The following is a 19,085-nucleotide window of genomic DNA, read 5'->3' as shown; positions in this document are numbered from 1 at the left end:
GTTAATTTGAAAATGTGTTAGTGTCTTTGACTTCTTCTACGGGATGGCGGCGCCAATAATTGGCCAAAATAGAACCCGAAATATTCATCCAAGGGCTAAAAACCGTGGCAGGTAGTCCTACCGTACCGAGTTTGCCCATACTTCCGGCCAATCCTGATGCCATACCGCCGTTTTGAAGTCCTACTTCAAAAGCAACAGTGCGTGAAGAATTAACATCCAATCCAAATAAACGACTCAGCCAGTAACCAAAAAAATAACCTGCGGCATTGTGAATCACCGAACAAATAAAGAGCAAAAAGCCTACTTTTAGGAGGTTTTCGCGGCCAGCGGCTGTAGTAACGGTAGTAAAATAAATAATACCAAACATCGAAAAATAGGGCATCAAATCATCTAACTTGGAAAAACGACGGCTAAGAAAATAATAGCCCATACCGACCAGAAATGCCCCCGCAAAAAATCCTAAAATTTCGAGTGACTGTAGTGCTGCTTGCGAAGTAATATGGGCTTTGAAAAAATCCCACATTCCGACGGGCAGCGCCAAAAGCCAAAGCGCAGCAATAAAAGCAACGCGTGTTACCTTGTACCATTGGGGACGGGTGGCCGTGGTAAGAAAATCGTATAACAAGGCTGCCCCGATAGGGACAATGATTATCTTGATGATTTCCATCATCATATCCACAAAATGAACTTCAATCAGTGTTCCGGCCAGCAATTTCATGAGCAGAGGTGTAAGAAAAGGAGCTACTAGCGTAGCCATTGCTGTTACGATTACAGACAATACCAAATTCGCTTTGGCCAAATAGACCATCACATTGGAAGCCAATCCGCTCGAACATGAACCAATGAGAATGATACCCGCAGCGATTTCTGGTTCAAAATCAAAGACTTTGGTAAGAAGCAAACCCATCAAAGGCATGACCGAAAAATGGCATAAAAGCCCAATCACGACCCCTTTGCCGGTAATAGCCAAGCTCGAAAAATCGCGTACACTCATGTGGATACCCATCCCAAACATCACCGTTTGTATGATGATGAGAATGAGCCATTTGTTGCGTAAATCAAAGTCTCCCCATTTGGTAAAAGCCGCTGGATAAATCATTCCAGCCACTACCGCCGCCATAATCCATGCGGTATATTGATAGCCTTTGAGAGCAGGGATTGCCCCCAATCCCAACGCAATACACACCGCTAGCCCCAGGGCTGAAGGCTGCCATAAAGAAGGCGTAGAAGTAAAAATCCCCCATAAAAGTACTGCCAAAGCTACAGCGCTACCGTATAGGGCTATTTTTGATAATTGTTTCATAACAAAGTCGCTAGATATTCCATCGCAATGGGGGGGCTTGCCAAAATAGGCACTTTCTTTTCTGTGTCTGAGAGGGTATCAACCACGCGTGCCATTGAGGCTTGCGCTAGTACAATTACATCCACTTCATGACTCAATTCTTTCAGTGCCGCAGCGACCATTTGGTCGTGTAGGGCAGGGTTGCCGCCCATGAGTGCGTCAAAGGCCCCTTCGCACAAAACTGATTTAATTTCAATAGATTTACCAGCCACAGCCGCGCGGCGTTTTACTAAATCAGAAGTAGGCGCAAGGGTGGTAGGAAGGGTTGCAATTACGCCTATTTTTTTACCCATCGATACGGCTTTGTCAGCCATCGGTTGGTCTACGCGGAGCACTGGAACTTGGGTCAAGGTAGCGGCAGTTTCGACGGCCGCGCCAATGGAGGAGCAAGTAAACATAATGAAATCGGCACCCGCACTTTCAGCCGAATTTGCGTAATTGACCACGCGACGTGCCGTATCGGGCTGTAATTCTCCTCGCGTGATGACTTGTTTGATAAGACTATCATCCACAATATTGAAGACATTGATGTGAGGTAGGTATTGTGCGCAAAGTTGCTGAAAAACAGGAACTAAAGTGGCCGATGTATGAACTAATCCAAGTGTTTTTTTCATAAATAATAAAATAGGTTTATGTGACGCTTAACTGAATCCCCTGACCAATTCATAATAGTTTTCAGGACCTACCTGACCACCTTTAAAAATGATTTGTTTTTGATGCAACGCAGAGTGAGGCGCATGGGCTACGCATACAGGTGCGCCGGGCGTAAGTGGCGCTATCATTTCTACTGCTTCGATTTCCATAGCGCGTGCAGCATAGCTAGACGTGTCCCCTCCTGCTACAACGATACGCTTAATGGCTGAGGAAGCCAGAATTTCTTTGGCTACTATCCCCAGCGCCCTGCCAAAAAGCTGACCTGTACGGGATTGAATTTGGGAAGGGCTAAAACCTTGTTGTATAAAAATGTCGTTGGCTTCTTTGATACGAGGGTCGAGATTGCTACTGCTCGAATGAATGATGATACTCCGACCTGCTTGGGCATAAGTGAGCGCTTGCTCAATGGTAGTGTTCAAAACCGAATCGTCGTTGGGATGCGCCGCAATAGTTGTAGTATCTAAGCCAATACTTACAAACCCGTAGCGTTCGGCCCACGCAATTTGCTGGGCAGAGACGGGAGAGCAGCTTCCCGAAATCACCAAAATTGCCGACTCAGGCTCTAAAGCATCCCAGTGGGTGCGCTTGTTTAAAAGACCTTCTGTTTGCCAATAACTCCCCAAGGCCATTTCAATTCCCGAAGAACCCACTGAAAATAACGCTTGATTTTTAGATTTTTGAAATTGGTCTATCAACTCCCCAATCCGCAGGAGGTGTTGGTCATAAATAGCATCAAATAGTACATTGTCATAGCCTAGTTCGATGAGTTGAGCTAACTGCTCAGCGGCATCTGCTTGGACGATTTGAAGAATGTCCAATAAGCCCGTTTTTCGGGTGGTTTGTTGGGCTAAATGCAGCCTTAAATCACTTTCGGTAGCGGGAGTCACGGGATGAACACGCATAGAAGGATGGCGGTCGAGGCGATGAATGACGCCTTGGCTGCCAATACCCATGCGGGCAAAAAGATTTCCGAAAGTACAATAACGCCCCAACGAAGGTGCCGCAACCAGAATTGGAACCCATTCACTTTCAAGCACTTCGGCTCCTATTTCCAAAGCTTTTCCGATGCTGCCAATCGTAGGCGAAGAATCGAAAGTAGAACACACCTTATAATGGATGTGTTGGGGATTAAGTTTTTGTAGGGCTTCAAATGCGGGACGTAGGTATAGCTCCATTGCTTGGGGCGACAGCGAGCGCGATAGCCCCGCTACTCCAATAGCCTGTAAATCTTCGTATTGGGCGAGTTGAGAAAGCGTAGGAGGTTCGATAAAAAGCACCGTACGTGCTCCTGCGCGGCTCATGAATTCTAGGGCGTCGGTTGAGCCCGTGAAATCATCTCCGTAATAGGCCAATAATAAAGAGCTGTTTGTCAATGACATTTAAGAAAATACACAAATCACCAAGGCGATTCGCTTGAGGGTTGGGTTGGTGATAAACTAGACAAATGCTAAAATCAATTTGACATAAACGAAAGTGACTTTCCAAATTTGGCAACAGACTTAGCAAACTCAGGATAAAGTGCAGCAGTTTGTTGTATTGATAAACCCTTGACCGCTCCTTCCCACGCTTGATTAAGGGCAATCACTCCTCCTTTGGGGCCGTCAGGATGCGCCATGATACCGCCGCCAGCCATGTATAGCAAATCCACAGTTTGGGTGCGGCGGTAAGTTTCGGGAGCTTGCCCGCCCCACTGTCCCGACGATACCACGGGTAGTACTTCATAGCCACCAAGCATAGGCTGACGACAAGCTTCTATAGAGCGTACTACGGAGTCATCGCTTTCCCAAAATTTGTTTTGGATACCATTGACATGGAGCTGATCTACCCCTACCAAACGCCATAGCTTTTGATAAGCCCTAAAATCTATTCCCAAAAGCGGATGACGGGTCATCATTCCCCAACCATTGCGGTGGGCATGAATAGGCAATACGCCTTGGTCGCAGATTTTCTTGGTACCCGCCAAACCTACGCTATTGATGCTCACCATAGCACAAGTCCCTCCTGCTTCTATCAAATATTCGTAGCGGCGGAGCATACTATCTATTTCATTGCTAAGGTTGAAAGCATACATTACTTTTTTGCCCGTGGCATCGGCATGACGATTGATGACTTCCATAACTGCATCTACGCGGGCTTCGAAAGAAGAATTGGCCGAGGCAGATTGGAGTTCATCATCCTTAATAAAATCAATACCTGCCTCCGCTAGTGTTTTAACAAGCGCGGCGGTATCGTCGGGTGAAAGCCCAATGCTAGGTTTGATAATGGTACCTATCAGAGGCCGCTTATAAACATGAGTAAGATTACGACAACCTTCTATGCCAAAACGCGGGCCTACAAAATGCTGAGCAAAAGAGTTTGGAATGTCAATATCCATGAGTTTGAGCCCCGTAAATTGGGTCAACTCGTATAAATTGCCCTGCAAAGTCGAAATCATAACGGGCAGATTATACCCAAAGTTTTCGATAGACCAAGAGATTTTGAGTTCGGCACGGTGATATACAGGATAACCTTCTGCGCCGGGCAAGGAAGGATGATAGGCAGGCTCAAGTAAATTTATGGATTCTACTTTGGCGGCAAAACGCTCTTTTAAAGCTTCAGTTTCACCCGGAATTGCCACAAAAGTACCGCTGGATTGTTCACCAGCAAGCACTTGTGCCGCTTTTTCAACGTCAAATGGCGTTTCTATAAAATAGGTAGCGATAATTCTTTCCATTCGCTAAAAATCAGTCAAGATGATTCATTGTGATTAAATACTAAAATGGCCAATACTACACTGTGCTAATAACCTTATTTTATGCTAATTCTACTTTCTCATGATAGCCTTTCCAAGTTTGTTATCAGCGATTTGAGCAACTTGGAAAGTCTGACGATATTTTAGCCGATACTTTCCAAGTTTGTTATCAACGATTTAAGCAACTTGGAAAGTCTGACGATATTTTAGCCGATACTTTCCAAGTTTATTTCTATTTCGTTATCAAACTTGGAAAGTCTTCATCTAGTAGCCCGCGTTTTGAGTGATTTTGCTATTTTGATCTCTCACTACGTTAGGAATGGGAATTAGCAATTTGGCTTGTGTCACGGCTTTACCTTTGCTTGGCAATACTGTAAGCGCGCGGTTGGTTCTTTTGAGGTCAAACCAACGGTGAAACTCAAAAGCCAATTCAACGCGGCGTTCGTGCTCAGTAGCTAGCTCGATGCTATTGTATTTGGAAGGGTAGGCAGCGGTTCCGTATTCAGGCAACCCTACCCTTTTGCGTACTTGATTTAAGTATTGAGCATCGCCAGTCGCTTCGGTCAACATCAACAACACATCGGCGTAGCGTAATACCATAAAGTTGTTGTTGGCCGCGATGCGTTGCCCAATGATAGGGGCGGTTTTGTCTTGCCATTTTTTAGGGAATTTGACTTTGGTAAACACGCCTTTTGCATCCGTAAAGCCCGTGTCGATAGAGGCTACGCGGCGGCTATCGCCTGTTTCATATTCGTTCCAAATATCATCTACTACTTGATTCATGCCACTTCCGTAGAAGCCAAGCGCGTTGGAATTGGGGAAAAAGCCCAAGTAATAATCACTGAAAGGAGCCGTAGAAGAACCGCCCAAAAACTGAATTTCGAAGATAGACTCTTTGGTATTTTTGTTTTTAGGATCCCAAAGCGAAGTATAGTTGGGAAGCAATTGGTACTGCCCACTATTGACTACTTCTTTGAGGGTATTGGCGGCTTTGGTTTTATCGCCCATGGTCAAATATACTTTTCCGAGTAGCGATTGAGCCGCTCCTTTGGAGGCTTTTCCTACGCCAGCGGCGGAAGCGAGGGGCAGTTTATCGGCCGCAAACTGTAAATCTTTTACAATCTGAGCATATACTTCGGAAGCTGGTGAACGTAATACTCCATAACTTTCGGCGGCGGTAATGGGAGCAGTTACGAGCGGCAAATCTCCCCAAATTTGCACCATATTGAAGTAATAAAGTGCCCTTAAAAACATCATTTCGCCTTTGATTTTGTCTTTGCTGGCAGCTTCTAATTCGCTTGTTTCTACTTTACTAATAACGATGTTGATGTTGTAAAGCGAACGATAGAAATCTTGCCAAAACTGATAGACCATGGTATTGGCAGGCGCAAGGGTATAATCCCTGAATTGCCACTTATCGGCCATATTCCCCGAAATATTCAGAATCGTGACATTATCGCCCATGAGTTCACCCATGTATGAGATAGGCCCTTCGGGATTATAAATGGTATAAAGCGTAGCGTAGGCGGCATTGGATGCCAAGTCAAAATCAGCTTTGGTTTTGAAAAATGTCTCAGCGTTGGGATTGGATACCGGGGCGAGTTTGAGAAAAGAATCGCTACAGCTGCTCATCACTACACCAGTGAGGCAGGCGGCCAATATATGTTTAAACTTCTTCATTTCTTTGTTGGTTTTATTTGATTAAAAATCAGCTTTGATACCTACCGTAATCACGCGAGGCAGTGGATATGAACCATAATCTACCCCCTGAAACGCACCCGGCACGGGAGCATTGCCACTCGTATAGGAGCCAGAAGTCTCCATGCTGCTGCTGTAGGTAGTGGTGCCGTAGGTGGTATTTTCGGGGTCGTAGCCGTCTTTGTATTTGGTTAGGATAAATACGTTTTCGGCATTGACATATACCCGCGCCGATTTGCAAGCAATTTTGTTTAATAACTTGCTCGGAATCGCGTACGACAAGCGGATGTTTTTCATACGTAAGAAAGAGGCATCTTCTACCCAATACGACGAAAACTGTTTCTGCAAACCTTTGTAGCTGACGTTGGGCTTGAAATGAATCCCATCGCCGGGGTCGCTTTCTGAGCGCCAGTAGTTGTACATACTCGCATAAAAATTACGACCATTGTCCCAAGTGCCTAAGTAGCGAATATTGTTGTTGGCGATTTCGCCACCGTAAGAACCTTGCAGCATAAACGAAAACTCAAAGCCTTTGTAAGACAGGGTGTTGGTCATACCTGCAATAAAATCAGGCTGATTGTTTCCGATGATGGTACGGTCGGCGTCGGTGATTTTTCCGTCGCCATTTACATCCCTTACTTTAGGGTCGCCGGGGGTAGTGCTTGCGTGGTGAGGATAGGCGTCGATTTCGGCTTGGTTTTTAAACACCCCATCAAAGATATAACCATAAAAATTAGACACTGGCTGCCCTACTTCTGTTCTGACAGTCACGACATTGTCCACGTATTGAATAGGGGCATTGCCCGGTCCCAACTGCAATACTTTGTTGCGATTGCGTGAGAAGTTGAAGTCAGTAGTCCAGTTGAAATTTCCTACTACGTTTTTAGAACTAATATTAAGTTCGATACCACGATTGCGCATTTGCCCGATATTGGTCAACTGCGACGAAAAACCGGTGATGTCGGGTACAGGCACAAACAGTAGCATGTCGCGGGTCAGAGAGTTGTAGTACTCGATTGACCCAGAAAGGCGGTTGTTGAGTATCCCCAAATCCAGACCAATGTTGAACATATTGGTTTTTTCCCATTTCAAGTTAGGATTGGCAATGTTGCTGACTCTCAGTCCATTGGACATGGTGCCGCCGTATACATAATTGGAGGCTGCCAAAAGGCTAATCGCACCATAGTTGGGGATTTGGTTGTTGCCTGTTACGCCGTAGCTTACTCTTAATTTCAAGTTATTGATGCTCTTGATGTCGCTCATAAAAGCTTCATCCGAAATGAGCCAACCTGCTGATACCGAAGGGAAATATCCCCATTTGTTGTTGTCACCAAAGCGCGACATACCATCGCGACGAATAGCCGCCGTCAAGAAATAACGGCTGTTGTAGTTGTATTGCAAACGAGCAATGTAAGATAGCAAAGACCATTCGCTAGCGGTAGTATTACCTGCTGTTACAGTTCCTGCATTTAGGGTATGTACCAAATCATTCGGGAAATTGTTGGCAGCTACGTACATCGTTTCGTCGCGTTGTTTTTGGGAGGTATAGCCTACAAGTCCCGTAAAAGAGTGGTCGCCGATTTGTTTGTCGTAAGTCAAAGTGTTTTCACTCAGCCAATTGAGCATGTAGCTATTGCCAGCGTTGGCTTGAGCCGCAAGCACTGCCGAGTAGCCGTATTTTTGTTTATCGTTCCAATAAAAATGATTACGAGTATTGAAGAGATTGGCACTCAGACTAGTGCGGAATTTTAGATTCTTCAAAATGTTGTATTCCAAATAAGCTGTGCCTAAGGTATTGAATGATTTGGTGCCTTTGTCTACTTCGCGGGTCAATGAGTACGGATGCCAGAGGTTCATATCGCCAAAGGCCGTAAAACGAAACCAAGTAGAGTTGGGGTCACGGTAGCCGAGGTTGCCATTTTCGTTATAAACTGGGAAATGAGGGTTGCTTTGAAGGCCAAGGCTAATCACGTCGCTTTTTCCTTTGGTTCCTTCAGTGCGGTCAAAAATCGTCGTTACTCCCAAATTAAGCCCTACTGTCAAGCGGTCGGTTACGGCAGTTTTGATATTAGAGCGTAGCGCCAATCGTTTGTAGTAATTCATGTCTAGCACGGCAGTTTGGTCCAAATACGCCCCCGAAAACATATATTGGGTTTTCTCGGTACCACCTGACACAGAGATTTGACCATTGTACGAAGGTGCGACTCTAAACATTACATCTTGCCAGTTGGTACCTGTACCAAACTGCTGAGGATTGGTCAGAAAATCTTCGGGGATTTTGAGCAACGTAGGACGAAGGGCGTTGCCATCGGTGGCTTTACCACCCGCATCAATCCAGGCGTTGTTTTTGGCGTCGATGTAGGTTCGGATAAATTGCTGCGCGTCCATCATTTTGATTTGGCGGGTCACTTTTTGTGAACCATATTCAAAATTGGCGCTGACGTTAGTTTTGCCCACTTTTCCTAATTTGGTAGTAACAATGATAACCCCACTCGAACCTCTCGACCCATAAATTGCCGCCGACGAAGCATCTTTTAATACTTCTACCGACTCAATGTCCTGAGGGTTAATCATATTTAGGTTAAAGTTTTCTAAAGGAACGCCATCCACTACTAACAATGGATTGGTGCCGGCGGTGATAGAGCTCACACCTCGAATCTTGATAAAAGGGGAAGACCCTGGGGCACCTTGCGCTTGCGAAATATTCACCCCCGCCACTTGCCCTGCTAGGGACTGTGCCACATTGCTGAAAGAACGGTCTTGAAATTGCTTATTGTTGATAGAAGCTACTGCTCCTGTCACGGCCCTTTTGCTTTGAGTACCATACCCTACTACCACTACTTCATTAAGGATTTTGTTGGATGGCATCAGGGTCACATCAATCACCGAACGTTTATTGATTGCGATTTCTTGCGATTCGTAGCTTACCGAGCTAAATACCAAAATGGCGTCTTCTGGAACAGGAAGGCTGTAGAGTCCATCTTGATTAGAAATTGTACCCGTGGTCGTGGATTTGAGTACGACTGATACCCCTGGAACAGGTTTCCCTGCTTCATCTAGTATTTTTCCTTTGACAGAAATTACTTTCGATTGTCCAAAAACCTGAACAAAACAAAATGAAAGAAAAATAAAACAAAAGTACCTCAGGTACTTGAGTGATAGAAAGGATTTCATAGGGTGTAAGTTTGACGTGATAAAATACAAGTTTTTAACTAAAAAATGCTGAACTATGGTAGGCAAAGCTAGAAAATGCCCTATTGATAGCTGTCCTGAGCCGTCCTGACAAACGAAAATAAACGAAAGTTTTGTTTTTAAATTTTAAAAGCCACTATATTGGATATATTCAATTTTGAGGACTTGTATAATTTGATGTTAAAGTTTTGTTTTTTTAAATAAATGCCCCTTATTGGACTTTTTGTTGACTAAATGATAATAGAAAATATTAAAATAATCTAATTTGTGAACATAAAACCCTTCCCTGCTTTTAAGAATAATTTTGGGTAAAATTTTTTTGTTTTATTTCTTTTTGTTTCTTTTGTTTGAAATTTAGTTTCGATAATCATCATTGAATGACGCTTTTGAGAGCGGATGTAAAAAAGACAGTACTTGTAAACAAGGGCCTAAACAGAAGAGTGTTGCAAGAGAAGCTTGTAAGTCAACGACAAAGCTGTCGAGGATTACGAATCAGCAATAGGAATAAAGATTAGGAAAAATAGATTGAACAGCCTAAAACATCCTTTTTTGTTTTCTTATTATTTCTTTTCTTTGAAGAGAATGCGACTTTTAAAATATCAAAAAAGAAAACCAATGCTTCCTAATCAAAGAAGAGAAAAAATACTAGACCTGCTGCATGAAGATGGGTCGGCCAAAGTAGCTGATTTAGCCTTATTGTTTAAAGTTACGGAAGTAACCATTCGGCAAGATTTAGAAAAATTAGAAAAAGAAGGGATACTTGTGCGCGAGCATGGTGGTGCCTATCTCAAAAGCGTTAAAGACCAAGTACAGTCGTTTTCGTTGGTACATCAAGAAAACATGGACAAAAAAGAGAGCATAGCCGCTACTTGTTTGGACTACATCGACAATGGGGATACCATCATCCTCGACTCGGGTAGTACTACCACCGAAATTGCCAAAAAAATCAGAGGTAATCGTCGATTGACGGTCATCACCAATGCCATGAACATTGGGTTGATGCTAGGAGCAGAGCAAAACATCGAGGTGATATTGACGGGTGGAGAGTTTAAACCCCCAACCTTATCGTTGACGGGGCAAAAAGCGGCAGATTTTTTCAAAGGAATCCACGTACAAAAATTGTTTTTGGCGACGGCAGGTATTTCTCTCAAAGCAGGCTTGACTTACCCTAGTATCAGCGACTTAGTGGTAAAAAAAGCAATGATTGATGCCGCCGAAACTACCTATCTCGTGGCTGATTCAACCAAAATCGGTAAGAGTGCTTTTGCAAGTTTGGGGGCGTTGTCGCTTATCAGCTATTTGATTACTGATAGCGGTATCGAAAACAACCACTTGCAATTGTTCAAACAAAACGACATCGAAGTTATCATTGCTAAATAATTAGGCAACCAAAAGAACATGAACATAAAGGGACGTAAGTCCTGATTTTTTGACTATATGACAAGTATTGGAATTATTATTGGAAACCGAGATTTCTTTCCAGATAAGTTGGTAGCAGAGGCTCGCATTGATTGCATTGAGTTGTGTAAAAAGCTCAACATCAAACCTATTTTACTGAGCGATGCCGACACTAAGCTAGGTGGAGTCGAGACGTTTGGGGATGCTCAAAAATGTGCCACTCTCTTCAAAGCTCATGCCGAAGAAATCATGGGGGTTTTGGTGGTGTTACCAAATTTTGGTGATGAAAAAGGCGTAGCCGATACCCTCAAATTATCGGGACTCAACGTGCCGGTTTTGATTCAAGCCTACCCCGACGACCTGGACAAACTCGACGTAGCGCGCCGCCGTGATGCATGGTGTGGCAAAATCTCGGTTTGTAATAATCTCTACCAATACGGTATCAAATACTCCCTTACCGAAAAACACGTCATTCGTCTTACCGAAAGCACTTTTGAAAAAGAATTGCTGGATTTTGTGGCGGTTTGTAGAGTGGTGCGTGGGCTGCGCAATGTACGCATTGGAGCCGTGGGAGCGCGTCCTGGGGCATTTAATACGGTGCGTTACAGCGAAAAAATCTTACAACGCAATGGTATTTCGGTGACTACTATCGATTTGTCGGCGATTTTGGGAAATGCCAATCGCCTCAAAGATACCGATGATGTGGTCAAGCAGCGCATCGACAAAATCCGTGGTTATGCTTCAGTAGGACGTACCCCCGACAGTCGTTTATTGCAAATGGCCAAACTCGATATTGCCCTTACTGATTTTATGGAGGAGTTTTCTTTGGATGCGACGGCGATTCAGTGCTGGACTAGTTTGCAGCAAAACTATGGCTGCAATGTATGTACTAGCATGAGTATCATGAGCGAAAATATGCTACCAAGTGCTTGTGAAGTAGATGTGACGGGCACTTTGAGTATGTATGCCATGCAGCTAGCATCGGGCTCGCCGAGTGCCTTGGTCGATTGGAACAACAACTACGCCAACGACGAAGAAAAATGCGTACTCTTCCACTGTGGTAACTGGGCTAAGTCGTTTTTGCCCGACATCGAAATCAGTACGGCGCCTATTTTAGGGACTTCGGTAGGAGAAGAAAATACCTACGGCGCATTGGCTGGTCGCACCCCTGCGATGCCGCTTACCTATGGCCGTATCAGTACCGACGACCCCAAAGGCGTTATGAAAGCTTATATAGGAGAAGGGATGTTGACCGATGACGAGCTTCGCACTTTTGGAAATCGAGCGGTGGCGAAAATCCCTGATTTACAAGGATTAATGCAGTATGTGTGTCGCAATGGCTTTGAGCACCACGTAGTGATGAATGCTTCCAAAACGGCCCATATTTTGAAAGAGGCCTTTGAAAACTACATGGGTTGGGAAGTGTATCACCATTAGTGCTCAACAAATACTAGGAGATGAATTTAGAACTAAAATCGAGGGAATACCGCCGCAAAATCCTGAAGTATATTCTGAAGGCCAAGGCGGGGCATACGGGTGGGTCTTTGTCGTGCATTGATATACTGAATGTGCTTTATAATGAAGTACTGAATGTAAGTCCCGCCAATGCGGATGCCTTTGACCGTGACCGATACATCCAGAGCAAGGGGCATTGTGTGGAAGCGTTGTATGTGGTATTGGCCGACAAAGGCTTTTTTCCCGAATCTGACCTAGAAACGCTGTGTCAATACCAGTCGCATTATATCGGACATCCTACGCGCAAAATCAAAGGTGTAGAGCAAAATACCGGTGCATTGGGACACGGCTTGCCTATCAGTGCCGGCGTGGCTTTGGCGGCCAAAATGGATGATCTTTCTTACCGTGTTTTTACACTTTTGGGCGATGGCGAACTGCCCGAAGGTTCCAATTGGGAAGCGGCATTGTCGGCGGCGCATTACAAGTTAGATAATCTGTGTGCTATCGTTGACCTCAATGGTCTGCAAATTACAGCACCTACTACCGAAGTATGTAATACCGAACCCCTCGACAAAAAATTTGAAAGTTTTGGGTGGGCCGTACGTCACGTAGATGGGCATGATATTCAGGCATTGAGAGACGTTTTTGCGGATTTGCCTTTCGAAAAAGATAAACCCAGTGCCATTATTGCGCATACCGTGAAAGGCAAAGGAGTGAGTTTTATGGAAAATGAACTGAAATGGCACCACGGCGTTCCGACCGAAGCACAATACAAAGTGGCAATGGAAGAGCTCGAAAACCCCTAGCCACTGAAGAAGTAATATAACTAACTGCTATTTAAGTTTAGTTCGGATGTTTTGTTAAATGGTTGATTGTCAGTAAGAACTTAAAATAAAAATGGGCAACGAAATGATAGAGGTTCCCTTAGCAGGGACGGCGATTGCCAATCAAGAGGTATTTGCTGAGACGCTTCAGTCTTTGGCCGCGCTTGATAAGCAGGTCGTAGTAGTAACAAGCGATTCGCGAGGTTCGGGAAAATTGGTACCCTTTGGTAAAAAATACCCTGCTCAAATAGTAGAAGTAGGAATAGCCGAGCAAAACCTCGTAGGCATGGCGGCAGGATTAGCGTCTACGGGTAAAAAAGTATTTGCGGTTTCGCCTGCTTGCTTTCTGACGGCGAGGGCATTGGAACAAATCAAAAATGACGTGGCCTATTCCAACAATCCCGTCAAACTCGTGGGTATCAGCGCAGGAGTAAGTTATGGCGCTTTGGGTTCGACTCACCACAGTCTTCATGATTTTGCGGTGCTGAGAGCGATTCACAACATTACAATCATTGCCCCAGCCGATGGTTTTGAAACAGCGCAGGCCGTAAAGCAAGTGGCGGCACTTTCACAACCTTTTTATTTGCGTTTTGGTAAAAAACCAATGCCTTTGCTCGACATGGAAGATGCGATTCCTTTCGAAATCGGAAAGGGTAGGGTGGTAAGAGAAGGTGATGATATAGCGCTCATTGCCACGGGAGAGACCGTCTATCCAGCCCTGCAAGCAGCGCACAAATTGGCTCGTGAGTATCATATTGAAGCGACTGTTGTGAGTATGCACACAATCAAACCTTTGGATGAGGAATTGCTGGCTCAATTGGCGCAAAAATGTAAAGCGATTTTGACCGTAGAAGAGCATAGCGTTTATGGTGGCTTGGGAGAAGCCTGTGCTGCATGGCTTTTAAAGAATAGATATCATAAAGCTTTTGACCTCATGGGCATTCCTGACGAATACACCGTGACGGGTTCTCAAACCGAAATCTTTAACCATTACGGTATTTCCGAACAAGGCATTGCTCATCGAGCTTTAGCCTTATTGCGCGTTTAACCAACCTCAGTAAGATTAGATACATTTCCCCTAAACCACTATTCCTAAAATCAATGAGGCTATTTGTTTATGTTTTTTTGTTGTTTTCCATTAAGCACTTGTACGCTCAACCTTCCGAAAAACTTCGGGTGCTGATACTTACCGACATCGAAAATGAACCCGATGATACCCAATCGATGGTGCGTTTTTTGACTTACAGCAATCAGTGGGATATTGAGGGCATTGTGGCTACGACTTCTATTCACCAACGCAACCGTACGGCTCCAGAGAGCATTCGGAAGATTGTGAATGCCTACGACAAAGTGCGGAGCAATTTATTGTTACACGAAAAAGGTTTTCCTGAAACTGCTTTTTTGCTGGGCATCATTAAATCGGGGTATCCCAAATGCGGCATGGAAGCCGTAGGCGAAGGCAAAGACTCAGAAGGTTCAGAGTGGATTATCAAACAAGCTGACAAAAACGACCCTCGCCCGCTTTGGATTCCGGTGTGGGGGGGAGCCAATTGTTTGGCGCAAGCCCTTTGGAAAGTCAAAATGACCCGTACACCCGATGAAGTGGCAAAATTTGTGTCAAAACTTCGGGTTTATACCATTTCAGACCAAGACGATAGCGGCCCTTGGATTCGTAAAAATTTCCCACAGTTGTTTTATATCGCAAGCCCCGGTTTTCATGCCAATGGTGCCTATCATTATGCTACTTGGTCGGGTATCAGTGGCGATAAGTTTCACGGGCGATTTTCGGGCGCTAATTTTAGTATTGTCGACAATCCTTGGTTAGAACAACACATCCGCAAAAATCACGGGCCGTTGGGAGAAGAATATCCTGCCGTGAAGTTTTTGATGGAAGGAGATACGCCTACTTTTTTGTATCTCATTCCCAATGGCTTGGGCGATTCTGAGCATCCTGACTATGGAAGCTGGGGAGGGCGCTATGAGTTTTATACGCCTCGTACTCAAAAGTGGTTTTACGAACCCGAAACCCGCCCTCTGTGGGCCGATGCCGTAGATGAAGTCATAGGTATGGATAGTAGCTACCAAACCAGCAACAAAGCCACCATTTGGCGTTGGCGTGAGGCATTTCAGCACGATTTTGCAGCGAGGATGGATTGGTGTGTGAAGTCTTACAAAGAAGCCAATCACCCGCCCGTTGCCAAACTTTCTCATGCTAATCTTCTGAAAGTAAAAAGTGGCGAAAAAGTACAATTGAGCGCTAAAGGCAGCACCGACCCCGACGGCAATCTCCTCAAATACGATTGGATATACTATGCCGAACCGGGTACTTATGGCAATAAAAACGGAATTCAAATCAATGATAAAACCAAAGCAGAGGCTTGGTTTGTGGCGCCTAAAGTAACTCAGCCGGAGACTATTCACATAGTGTTGGCGGTATCCGACAACGGCACACCTTCTTTGACTCGTTATCAGCGGGTGATTGCGACAGTTTTCCCCTAAAAGCGTATCGACAATGATTAATTATTTGTGGCAATTGAAAAGTAATAGAGGGATTGTTTTTAGCCTTGCTTTTTGTCTCTTGTTTTTGGGGAGCTGTTCAAACAAAAATACCTCGGAGACTCCTAAGAAAATGGCTATTGTCATTTCGACGCTCAACAACCCGTGGTTTGTGTTTTTGGCTGATAATGCCGCCGCCAAAGCCAAAGAACTTGGCTACGAAACCAAAATTTTTGATTCACAAAACAATACGGCTCTAGAATCTGACCATTTCGAAAATGCGTTGGTATCGGGTTACAATGCTATTCTTTTTAACCCAACTGACGCCGAAGGCTCGGTCGTAAACGTTCAGAAAGCTAAGGCGGCGGGCGTGCCTGTGTTTTGTATGGATCGGGAAGTAAACTCGGCCGACGCTGCCACTTCCCAAATCTTATCAGATAGCTATTCGGGTTGTGTTTCGTTGGCTAAGTATTTTGTGAAACAAATGAAGAAAAAAGGCAATTATGTAGAATTGCTCGGATTGGTGGGCGACAACAACACTTGGGCGCGTTCACAAGGGTTCCATAGTGTGGTTGACAATTATGCTGGGCTAAAAATGGTGGCTCAACAAAGCGCTGATTTTGACCGTAACAAAGCCATGGACGTCTTGGAGTCTATCATGCAAGCTCATCCCAATATTGATGCGGTTTTTTGTGGCAACGATGCCATGGCAATGGGCGCTTATCAAGCACTTGCGGCGGCAGGAAAGGCCGATAAAGTCAAGGTTTTTGGGTTTGACGGGGCAGCCGACGTGATAGATGCTATCAAAGACGGAAAAATTGCCGCCACTGGGATGCAATTTCCCAAAGTAATGGCCCAAACAGCCGCTATCTATGCTGATCAATATTTGAAAGGGAAAAAAGATTTTCCACAAAAATTGCCCGTTGCCGTCGAATTAGTAACCAAAGAAAACATTGAAGATTATGCCGCATTCGGAAAAAAAGAATAATCTGACCATAAAGTATTTGCTAGGGGTGGGGGTCGTGCTGTTTTTGGGGTATCATTCTGTTTATTTCAAAAAATTGGACGAAGTCAAAAATGTGGCCAACAAGAAATTTGATGCGGCAGCCTATGCTCAAAAATTTTTTACCTCAACGCTTACACCACAGCTTGCCAATGCCTCGGGGATTCAGGAGTTGATTCAACTATTGACGATTTCTAAAGACCAAGCTTTTGAAAAATATGCCCATGCTACGGCAGTAGGAAGTATCAAATACTTTTTAGTCAAAGGTACGGGGACTATTACCGCTATCAACGAAGATGAGGTAAATCTTCAAGTAGGTAATCAATCGCTCACTTTGGCTACGGAGTTTATTTATGGCAATGCCATTCGGGATGCTACGGGTTTGTTTGACATTACGACTTTTACCAATACCACCGATATCAATAATGTATCGGCGGAGTTGAATAAAATTGTAAAAAACAAGGTGATTCCTCCTTTCAGAGCAAAAGATAAAGTGGGTGATAATGTGGTCTTTACAGGAGTGATGGAGCTAAACAGCGCTCGCCTCAATCTTGATAATATCGAAGTAATTCCTGTTTCTATTCAGTAGTATTCTATTCCCAAAATCGACCTCATTGTGCTTGTTGCAGACAACATAACCAAAAAGTTTTCGGGTGTTACGGCACTAGACCGGGTGTGTCTCGAACTCCACGAAGGCAAAGTAAATGCCATTTTGGGAGAAAACGGGGCCGGCAAATCTACCTTGATGAAAATCTTGTCGGGGGTGGATAATGATTATGAAGGGCAGATTGTGTGGCACGCCAAACCCACCCGCTTTCAGAACACTAAGGAAGCGCAACAGGCCGGAATCGCTATCATTCACCAAGAACTCAATCTGATACCTTACCTGAGCATTACGGAAAATATCTTTTTGGGGCAAGAAATCTTGACCAAATGGGGTACGCTCCATAAACGGCGAATGCGCGATCAAGCCACGGTTTTGCTCCAAAAACTTAGGCTGGATATAGACCCCGCTACGCCCGTTCAAGAACTAAAAGTAGGGCAGCAACAGCTAGTTGAGATTGCCAAAGCGTTGCTATTAGAGCCAAAGGTCATCATCATGGATGAGCCTACCTCGGCCATTACCGACCAAGAGGTCGAAACTCTCTTCGGCATCATCGAAGAGCTAAGGGCTGACAATAAGACCATCGTTTATATCTCCCACAAACTCGACGAATTGTTTCGCATTGCCGACCGCTACATTGTATTGCGCGATGGTAAATCTATCGAATCAGGAAATATTCAGGGAATGACCCATGACCAGTTGATTCAAAAAATGGTAGGTCGCGAAATCTTCATCCCACCGCCAAAAATTATTTTGAATAACCAAGAAAATGTACTGGAAATCAATGGTTTATCTTTGAAAAAGCCTAATCACAAAGAGAGTTTTATTTTATCAGATATTTCTTTTCATCTCAAAAAAGGCGAAGTACTAGGTATATTTGGACTGATGGGGGCAGGCCGTACCGAACTCCTCGAAACGATTTTTGGGCTACATCCCACAAGGGCTACGGGGCAAATGTATCTTAATGGAGAGGCGCTTCATCTCAAATCATCCGTAGAGGCAGTGAGGGCGGGTTTGGCTTTGGTACCCGAAGATAGAAAAAGGGACGGAATCGTGCCCGGAATGACCGTGAGCCAAAATATAAGTTTGGCATCTTTGGGGGAGCAGGTCGAAAAAAATGGCTTTTTGAGCAACCAAGCCGAATCCCAATTGGCCGAAAAATACATTCAAGAACTAGGCGTAAAAACTTCATCGTCGCAGCAACTTATCAAAAATTTAAGCGGCGGAAACCAACAAAAGGTGATTTTGGGTAAATGGCTTGCCACGCATCCCAAGGTATTGCTGCTCGACGAGCCTACCCGTGGAATCGATATTCATGCCAAAAGTGAGATTTATAAGCTGATACTGAAATTGGCCGCGTCGGGTTTGGGGATTATAATGGTTTCTTCCGAATTACCCGAAATTTTCGCCGTTTCAGACCGCGTATTGGTATTGGCCGAAGGCAAGCTCACCTTGGAGATGTTGACCCAAAATGCCACCGAAGATATATTGTTGAAAGCCGCTATTCCTAAAGTTTTGCAGAATTGAAGGAGACTGTTATTTATCTAATTTGAAAATGATGTATAAGTTTTCGTGCAAAAAAAAACTTTTCGACATCCTAAAAAATCAGAGGTAAATGGAGGCAGAGTTGGAGCTACTAAGAGAAATAACATCTCGTATAAAAGGCTTTAGCCTTGACTTTTACATAG

14 protein-coding genes are annotated in these 19,085 nt (G+C 44.4%); 8 read left to right on the top strand and 6 right to left on the bottom strand.

The genetic code is table 11. From position 1 onward, the window contains the following. Position 1 precedes the first annotated feature (1 nt). The 6 genes from G563_RS0119875 to G563_RS35370 all read right to left on the bottom strand — a co-directional run bounded on the left by G563_RS0119875 (position 2) and on the right by G563_RS35370 (position 9,599). The gene (locus G563_RS0119875) at positions 2-1,303 is read right to left on the bottom strand and encodes a bile acid:sodium symporter family protein (RefSeq protein ID WP_028666844.1); all 1,302 of its coding nucleotides are present in this window, start codon (positions 1,301-1,303) and stop codon (positions 2-4) included. Further along, on the bottom strand, positions 1,300-1,956 hold the full coding sequence (locus G563_RS0119870) for an aspartate/glutamate racemase family protein (RefSeq protein ID WP_028666843.1): 657 nt from the start codon (positions 1,954-1,956) through the stop codon (positions 1,300-1,302). The genes G563_RS0119875 and G563_RS0119870 overlap by 4 nt, the downstream gene beginning before the upstream one ends. A gap of 27 nt (positions 1,957-1,983) precedes the next feature. Then, positions 1,984-3,375, bottom strand: a complete 1,392-nt coding sequence (locus G563_RS0119865; protein WP_028666842.1) for a four-carbon acid sugar kinase family protein — start codon at positions 3,373-3,375, stop codon at positions 1,984-1,986. A 74-nt stretch (positions 3,376-3,449) separates the two neighbouring features. Next, entirely contained in the window at positions 3,450-4,709 is a 1,260-nt protein-coding gene (locus G563_RS0119860; protein WP_028666841.1) for a ribulose-bisphosphate carboxylase large subunit family protein, read from the bottom strand. A gap of 282 nt (positions 4,710-4,991) precedes the next feature. Beyond that, on the bottom strand, positions 4,992-6,407 hold the full coding sequence (locus G563_RS0119855; RefSeq protein ID WP_028666840.1) for a RagB/SusD family nutrient uptake outer membrane protein: 1,416 nt from the start codon (positions 6,405-6,407) through the stop codon (positions 4,992-4,994). A 21-nt stretch (positions 6,408-6,428) separates the two neighbouring features. Further along, a complete protein-coding gene (locus G563_RS35370; RefSeq protein WP_084650921.1) occupies positions 6,429-9,599 on the bottom strand; it encodes a SusC/RagA family TonB-linked outer membrane protein in 3,171 nt (1,056 codons plus the stop codon). A 633-nt stretch (positions 9,600-10,232) separates the two neighbouring features. Between G563_RS35370 and G563_RS0119840 the strand changes: the two genes are divergently transcribed. The 8 genes from G563_RS0119840 to G563_RS0119805 all read left to right on the top strand — a co-directional run bounded on the left by G563_RS0119840 (position 10,233) and on the right by G563_RS0119805 (position 18,924). Beyond that, complete coding sequence (locus G563_RS0119840) at positions 10,233-10,997, top strand: DeoR/GlpR family DNA-binding transcription regulator (RefSeq protein WP_028666839.1); 765 nt, start codon at positions 10,233-10,235, stop codon at positions 10,995-10,997. Between the two features lie 57 nt (positions 10,998-11,054). After that, entirely contained in the window at positions 11,055-12,452 is a 1,398-nt protein-coding gene (locus G563_RS0119835) for an L-fucose/L-arabinose isomerase family protein (RefSeq protein ID WP_028666838.1), read from the top strand. A 20-nt stretch (positions 12,453-12,472) separates the two neighbouring features. After that, positions 12,473-13,276, top strand: coding sequence for a transketolase (locus G563_RS0119830; protein ID WP_028666837.1), 804 nt, complete (start codon positions 12,473-12,475; stop codon positions 13,274-13,276). 103 nt (positions 13,277-13,379) lie between these two features. Then, positions 13,380-14,342 (top strand): transketolase family protein, encoded by a 963-nt coding sequence (locus G563_RS0119825; protein WP_157585493.1) that lies wholly within the window; start codon positions 13,380-13,382, stop codon positions 14,340-14,342. Between the two features lie 53 nt (positions 14,343-14,395). After that, positions 14,396-15,793: a DUF1593 domain-containing protein gene (locus G563_RS0119820; protein ID WP_028666835.1), complete on the top strand. Its 1,398-nt coding sequence runs from the start codon at positions 14,396-14,398 to the stop codon at positions 15,791-15,793. Positions 15,794-15,806: 13 nt separating this feature from the next. After that, positions 15,807-16,778, top strand: coding sequence for a D-ribose ABC transporter substrate-binding protein (locus G563_RS0119815; RefSeq protein ID WP_084650920.1), 972 nt, complete (start codon positions 15,807-15,809; stop codon positions 16,776-16,778). After that, positions 16,753-17,382 carry a DUF2291 domain-containing protein gene (locus tag G563_RS0119810; RefSeq protein ID WP_028666833.1) on the top strand — a complete coding sequence of 210 codons (630 nt, stop codon included), beginning with the start codon at positions 16,753-16,755 and terminating at the stop codon, positions 17,380-17,382. Before G563_RS0119815 ends, G563_RS0119810 begins: the two co-directional genes overlap by 26 nt. A 27-nt stretch (positions 17,383-17,409) precedes the next feature. After that, positions 17,410-18,924, top strand: coding sequence for a sugar ABC transporter ATP-binding protein (locus G563_RS0119805; RefSeq protein ID WP_028666832.1), 1,515 nt, complete (start codon positions 17,410-17,412; stop codon positions 18,922-18,924). Positions 18,925-19,085 lie beyond the last annotated feature (161 nt).

It is taken from the genome of Runella zeae DSM 19591, from assembly GCF_000423565.1.
GTDB classification, from domain to species: domain Bacteria; phylum Bacteroidota; class Bacteroidia; order Cytophagales; family Spirosomataceae; genus Runella; species Runella zeae.
The sequence above is the reverse complement of the archived record's forward strand: the minus strand, read 5'-3'. Positions and strand labels throughout refer to the sequence as shown.

What these genes read in the sequence shown, in the direction of transcription:
- G563_RS0119875 (WP_028666844.1), bottom strand. Translation starts at nt 1,303, where the DNA reads ATGAAACAATTATCAAAAATAGCCCTATACGGTAGCGCTGTAGCTTTG.
- G563_RS0119870 (WP_028666843.1), bottom strand. Translation starts at nt 1,956, where the DNA reads ATGAAAAAAACACTTGGATTAGTTCATACATCGGCCACTTTAGTTCCT.
- G563_RS0119865 (WP_028666842.1), bottom strand. Translation starts at nt 3,375, where the DNA reads ATGTCATTGACAAACAGCTCTTTATTATTGGCCTATTACGGAGATGAT.
- G563_RS0119860 (WP_028666841.1), bottom strand. Translation starts at nt 4,709, where the DNA reads ATGGAAAGAATTATCGCTACCTATTTTATAGAAACGCCATTTGACGTT.
- G563_RS0119855 (WP_028666840.1), bottom strand. Translation starts at nt 6,407, where the DNA reads ATGAAGAAGTTTAAACATATATTGGCCGCCTGCCTCACTGGTGTAGTG.
- G563_RS35370 (WP_084650921.1), bottom strand. Translation starts at nt 9,599, where the DNA reads ATGAAATCCTTTCTATCACTCAAGTACCTGAGGTACTTTTGTTTTATT.
- G563_RS0119840 (WP_028666839.1), top strand. Translation starts at nt 10,233, where the DNA reads ATGCTTCCTAATCAAAGAAGAGAAAAAATACTAGACCTGCTGCATGAA.
- G563_RS0119835 (WP_028666838.1), top strand. Translation starts at nt 11,055, where the DNA reads ATGACAAGTATTGGAATTATTATTGGAAACCGAGATTTCTTTCCAGAT.
- G563_RS0119830 (WP_028666837.1), top strand. Translation starts at nt 12,473, where the DNA reads ATGAATTTAGAACTAAAATCGAGGGAATACCGCCGCAAAATCCTGAAG.
- G563_RS0119825 (WP_157585493.1), top strand. Translation starts at nt 13,380, where the DNA reads ATGATAGAGGTTCCCTTAGCAGGGACGGCGATTGCCAATCAAGAGGTA.
- G563_RS0119820 (WP_028666835.1), top strand. Translation starts at nt 14,396, where the DNA reads ATGAGGCTATTTGTTTATGTTTTTTTGTTGTTTTCCATTAAGCACTTG.
- G563_RS0119815 (WP_084650920.1), top strand. Translation starts at nt 15,807, where the DNA reads ATGATTAATTATTTGTGGCAATTGAAAAGTAATAGAGGGATTGTTTTT.
- G563_RS0119810 (WP_028666833.1), top strand. Translation starts at nt 16,753, where the DNA reads ATGCCGCATTCGGAAAAAAAGAATAATCTGACCATAAAGTATTTGCTA.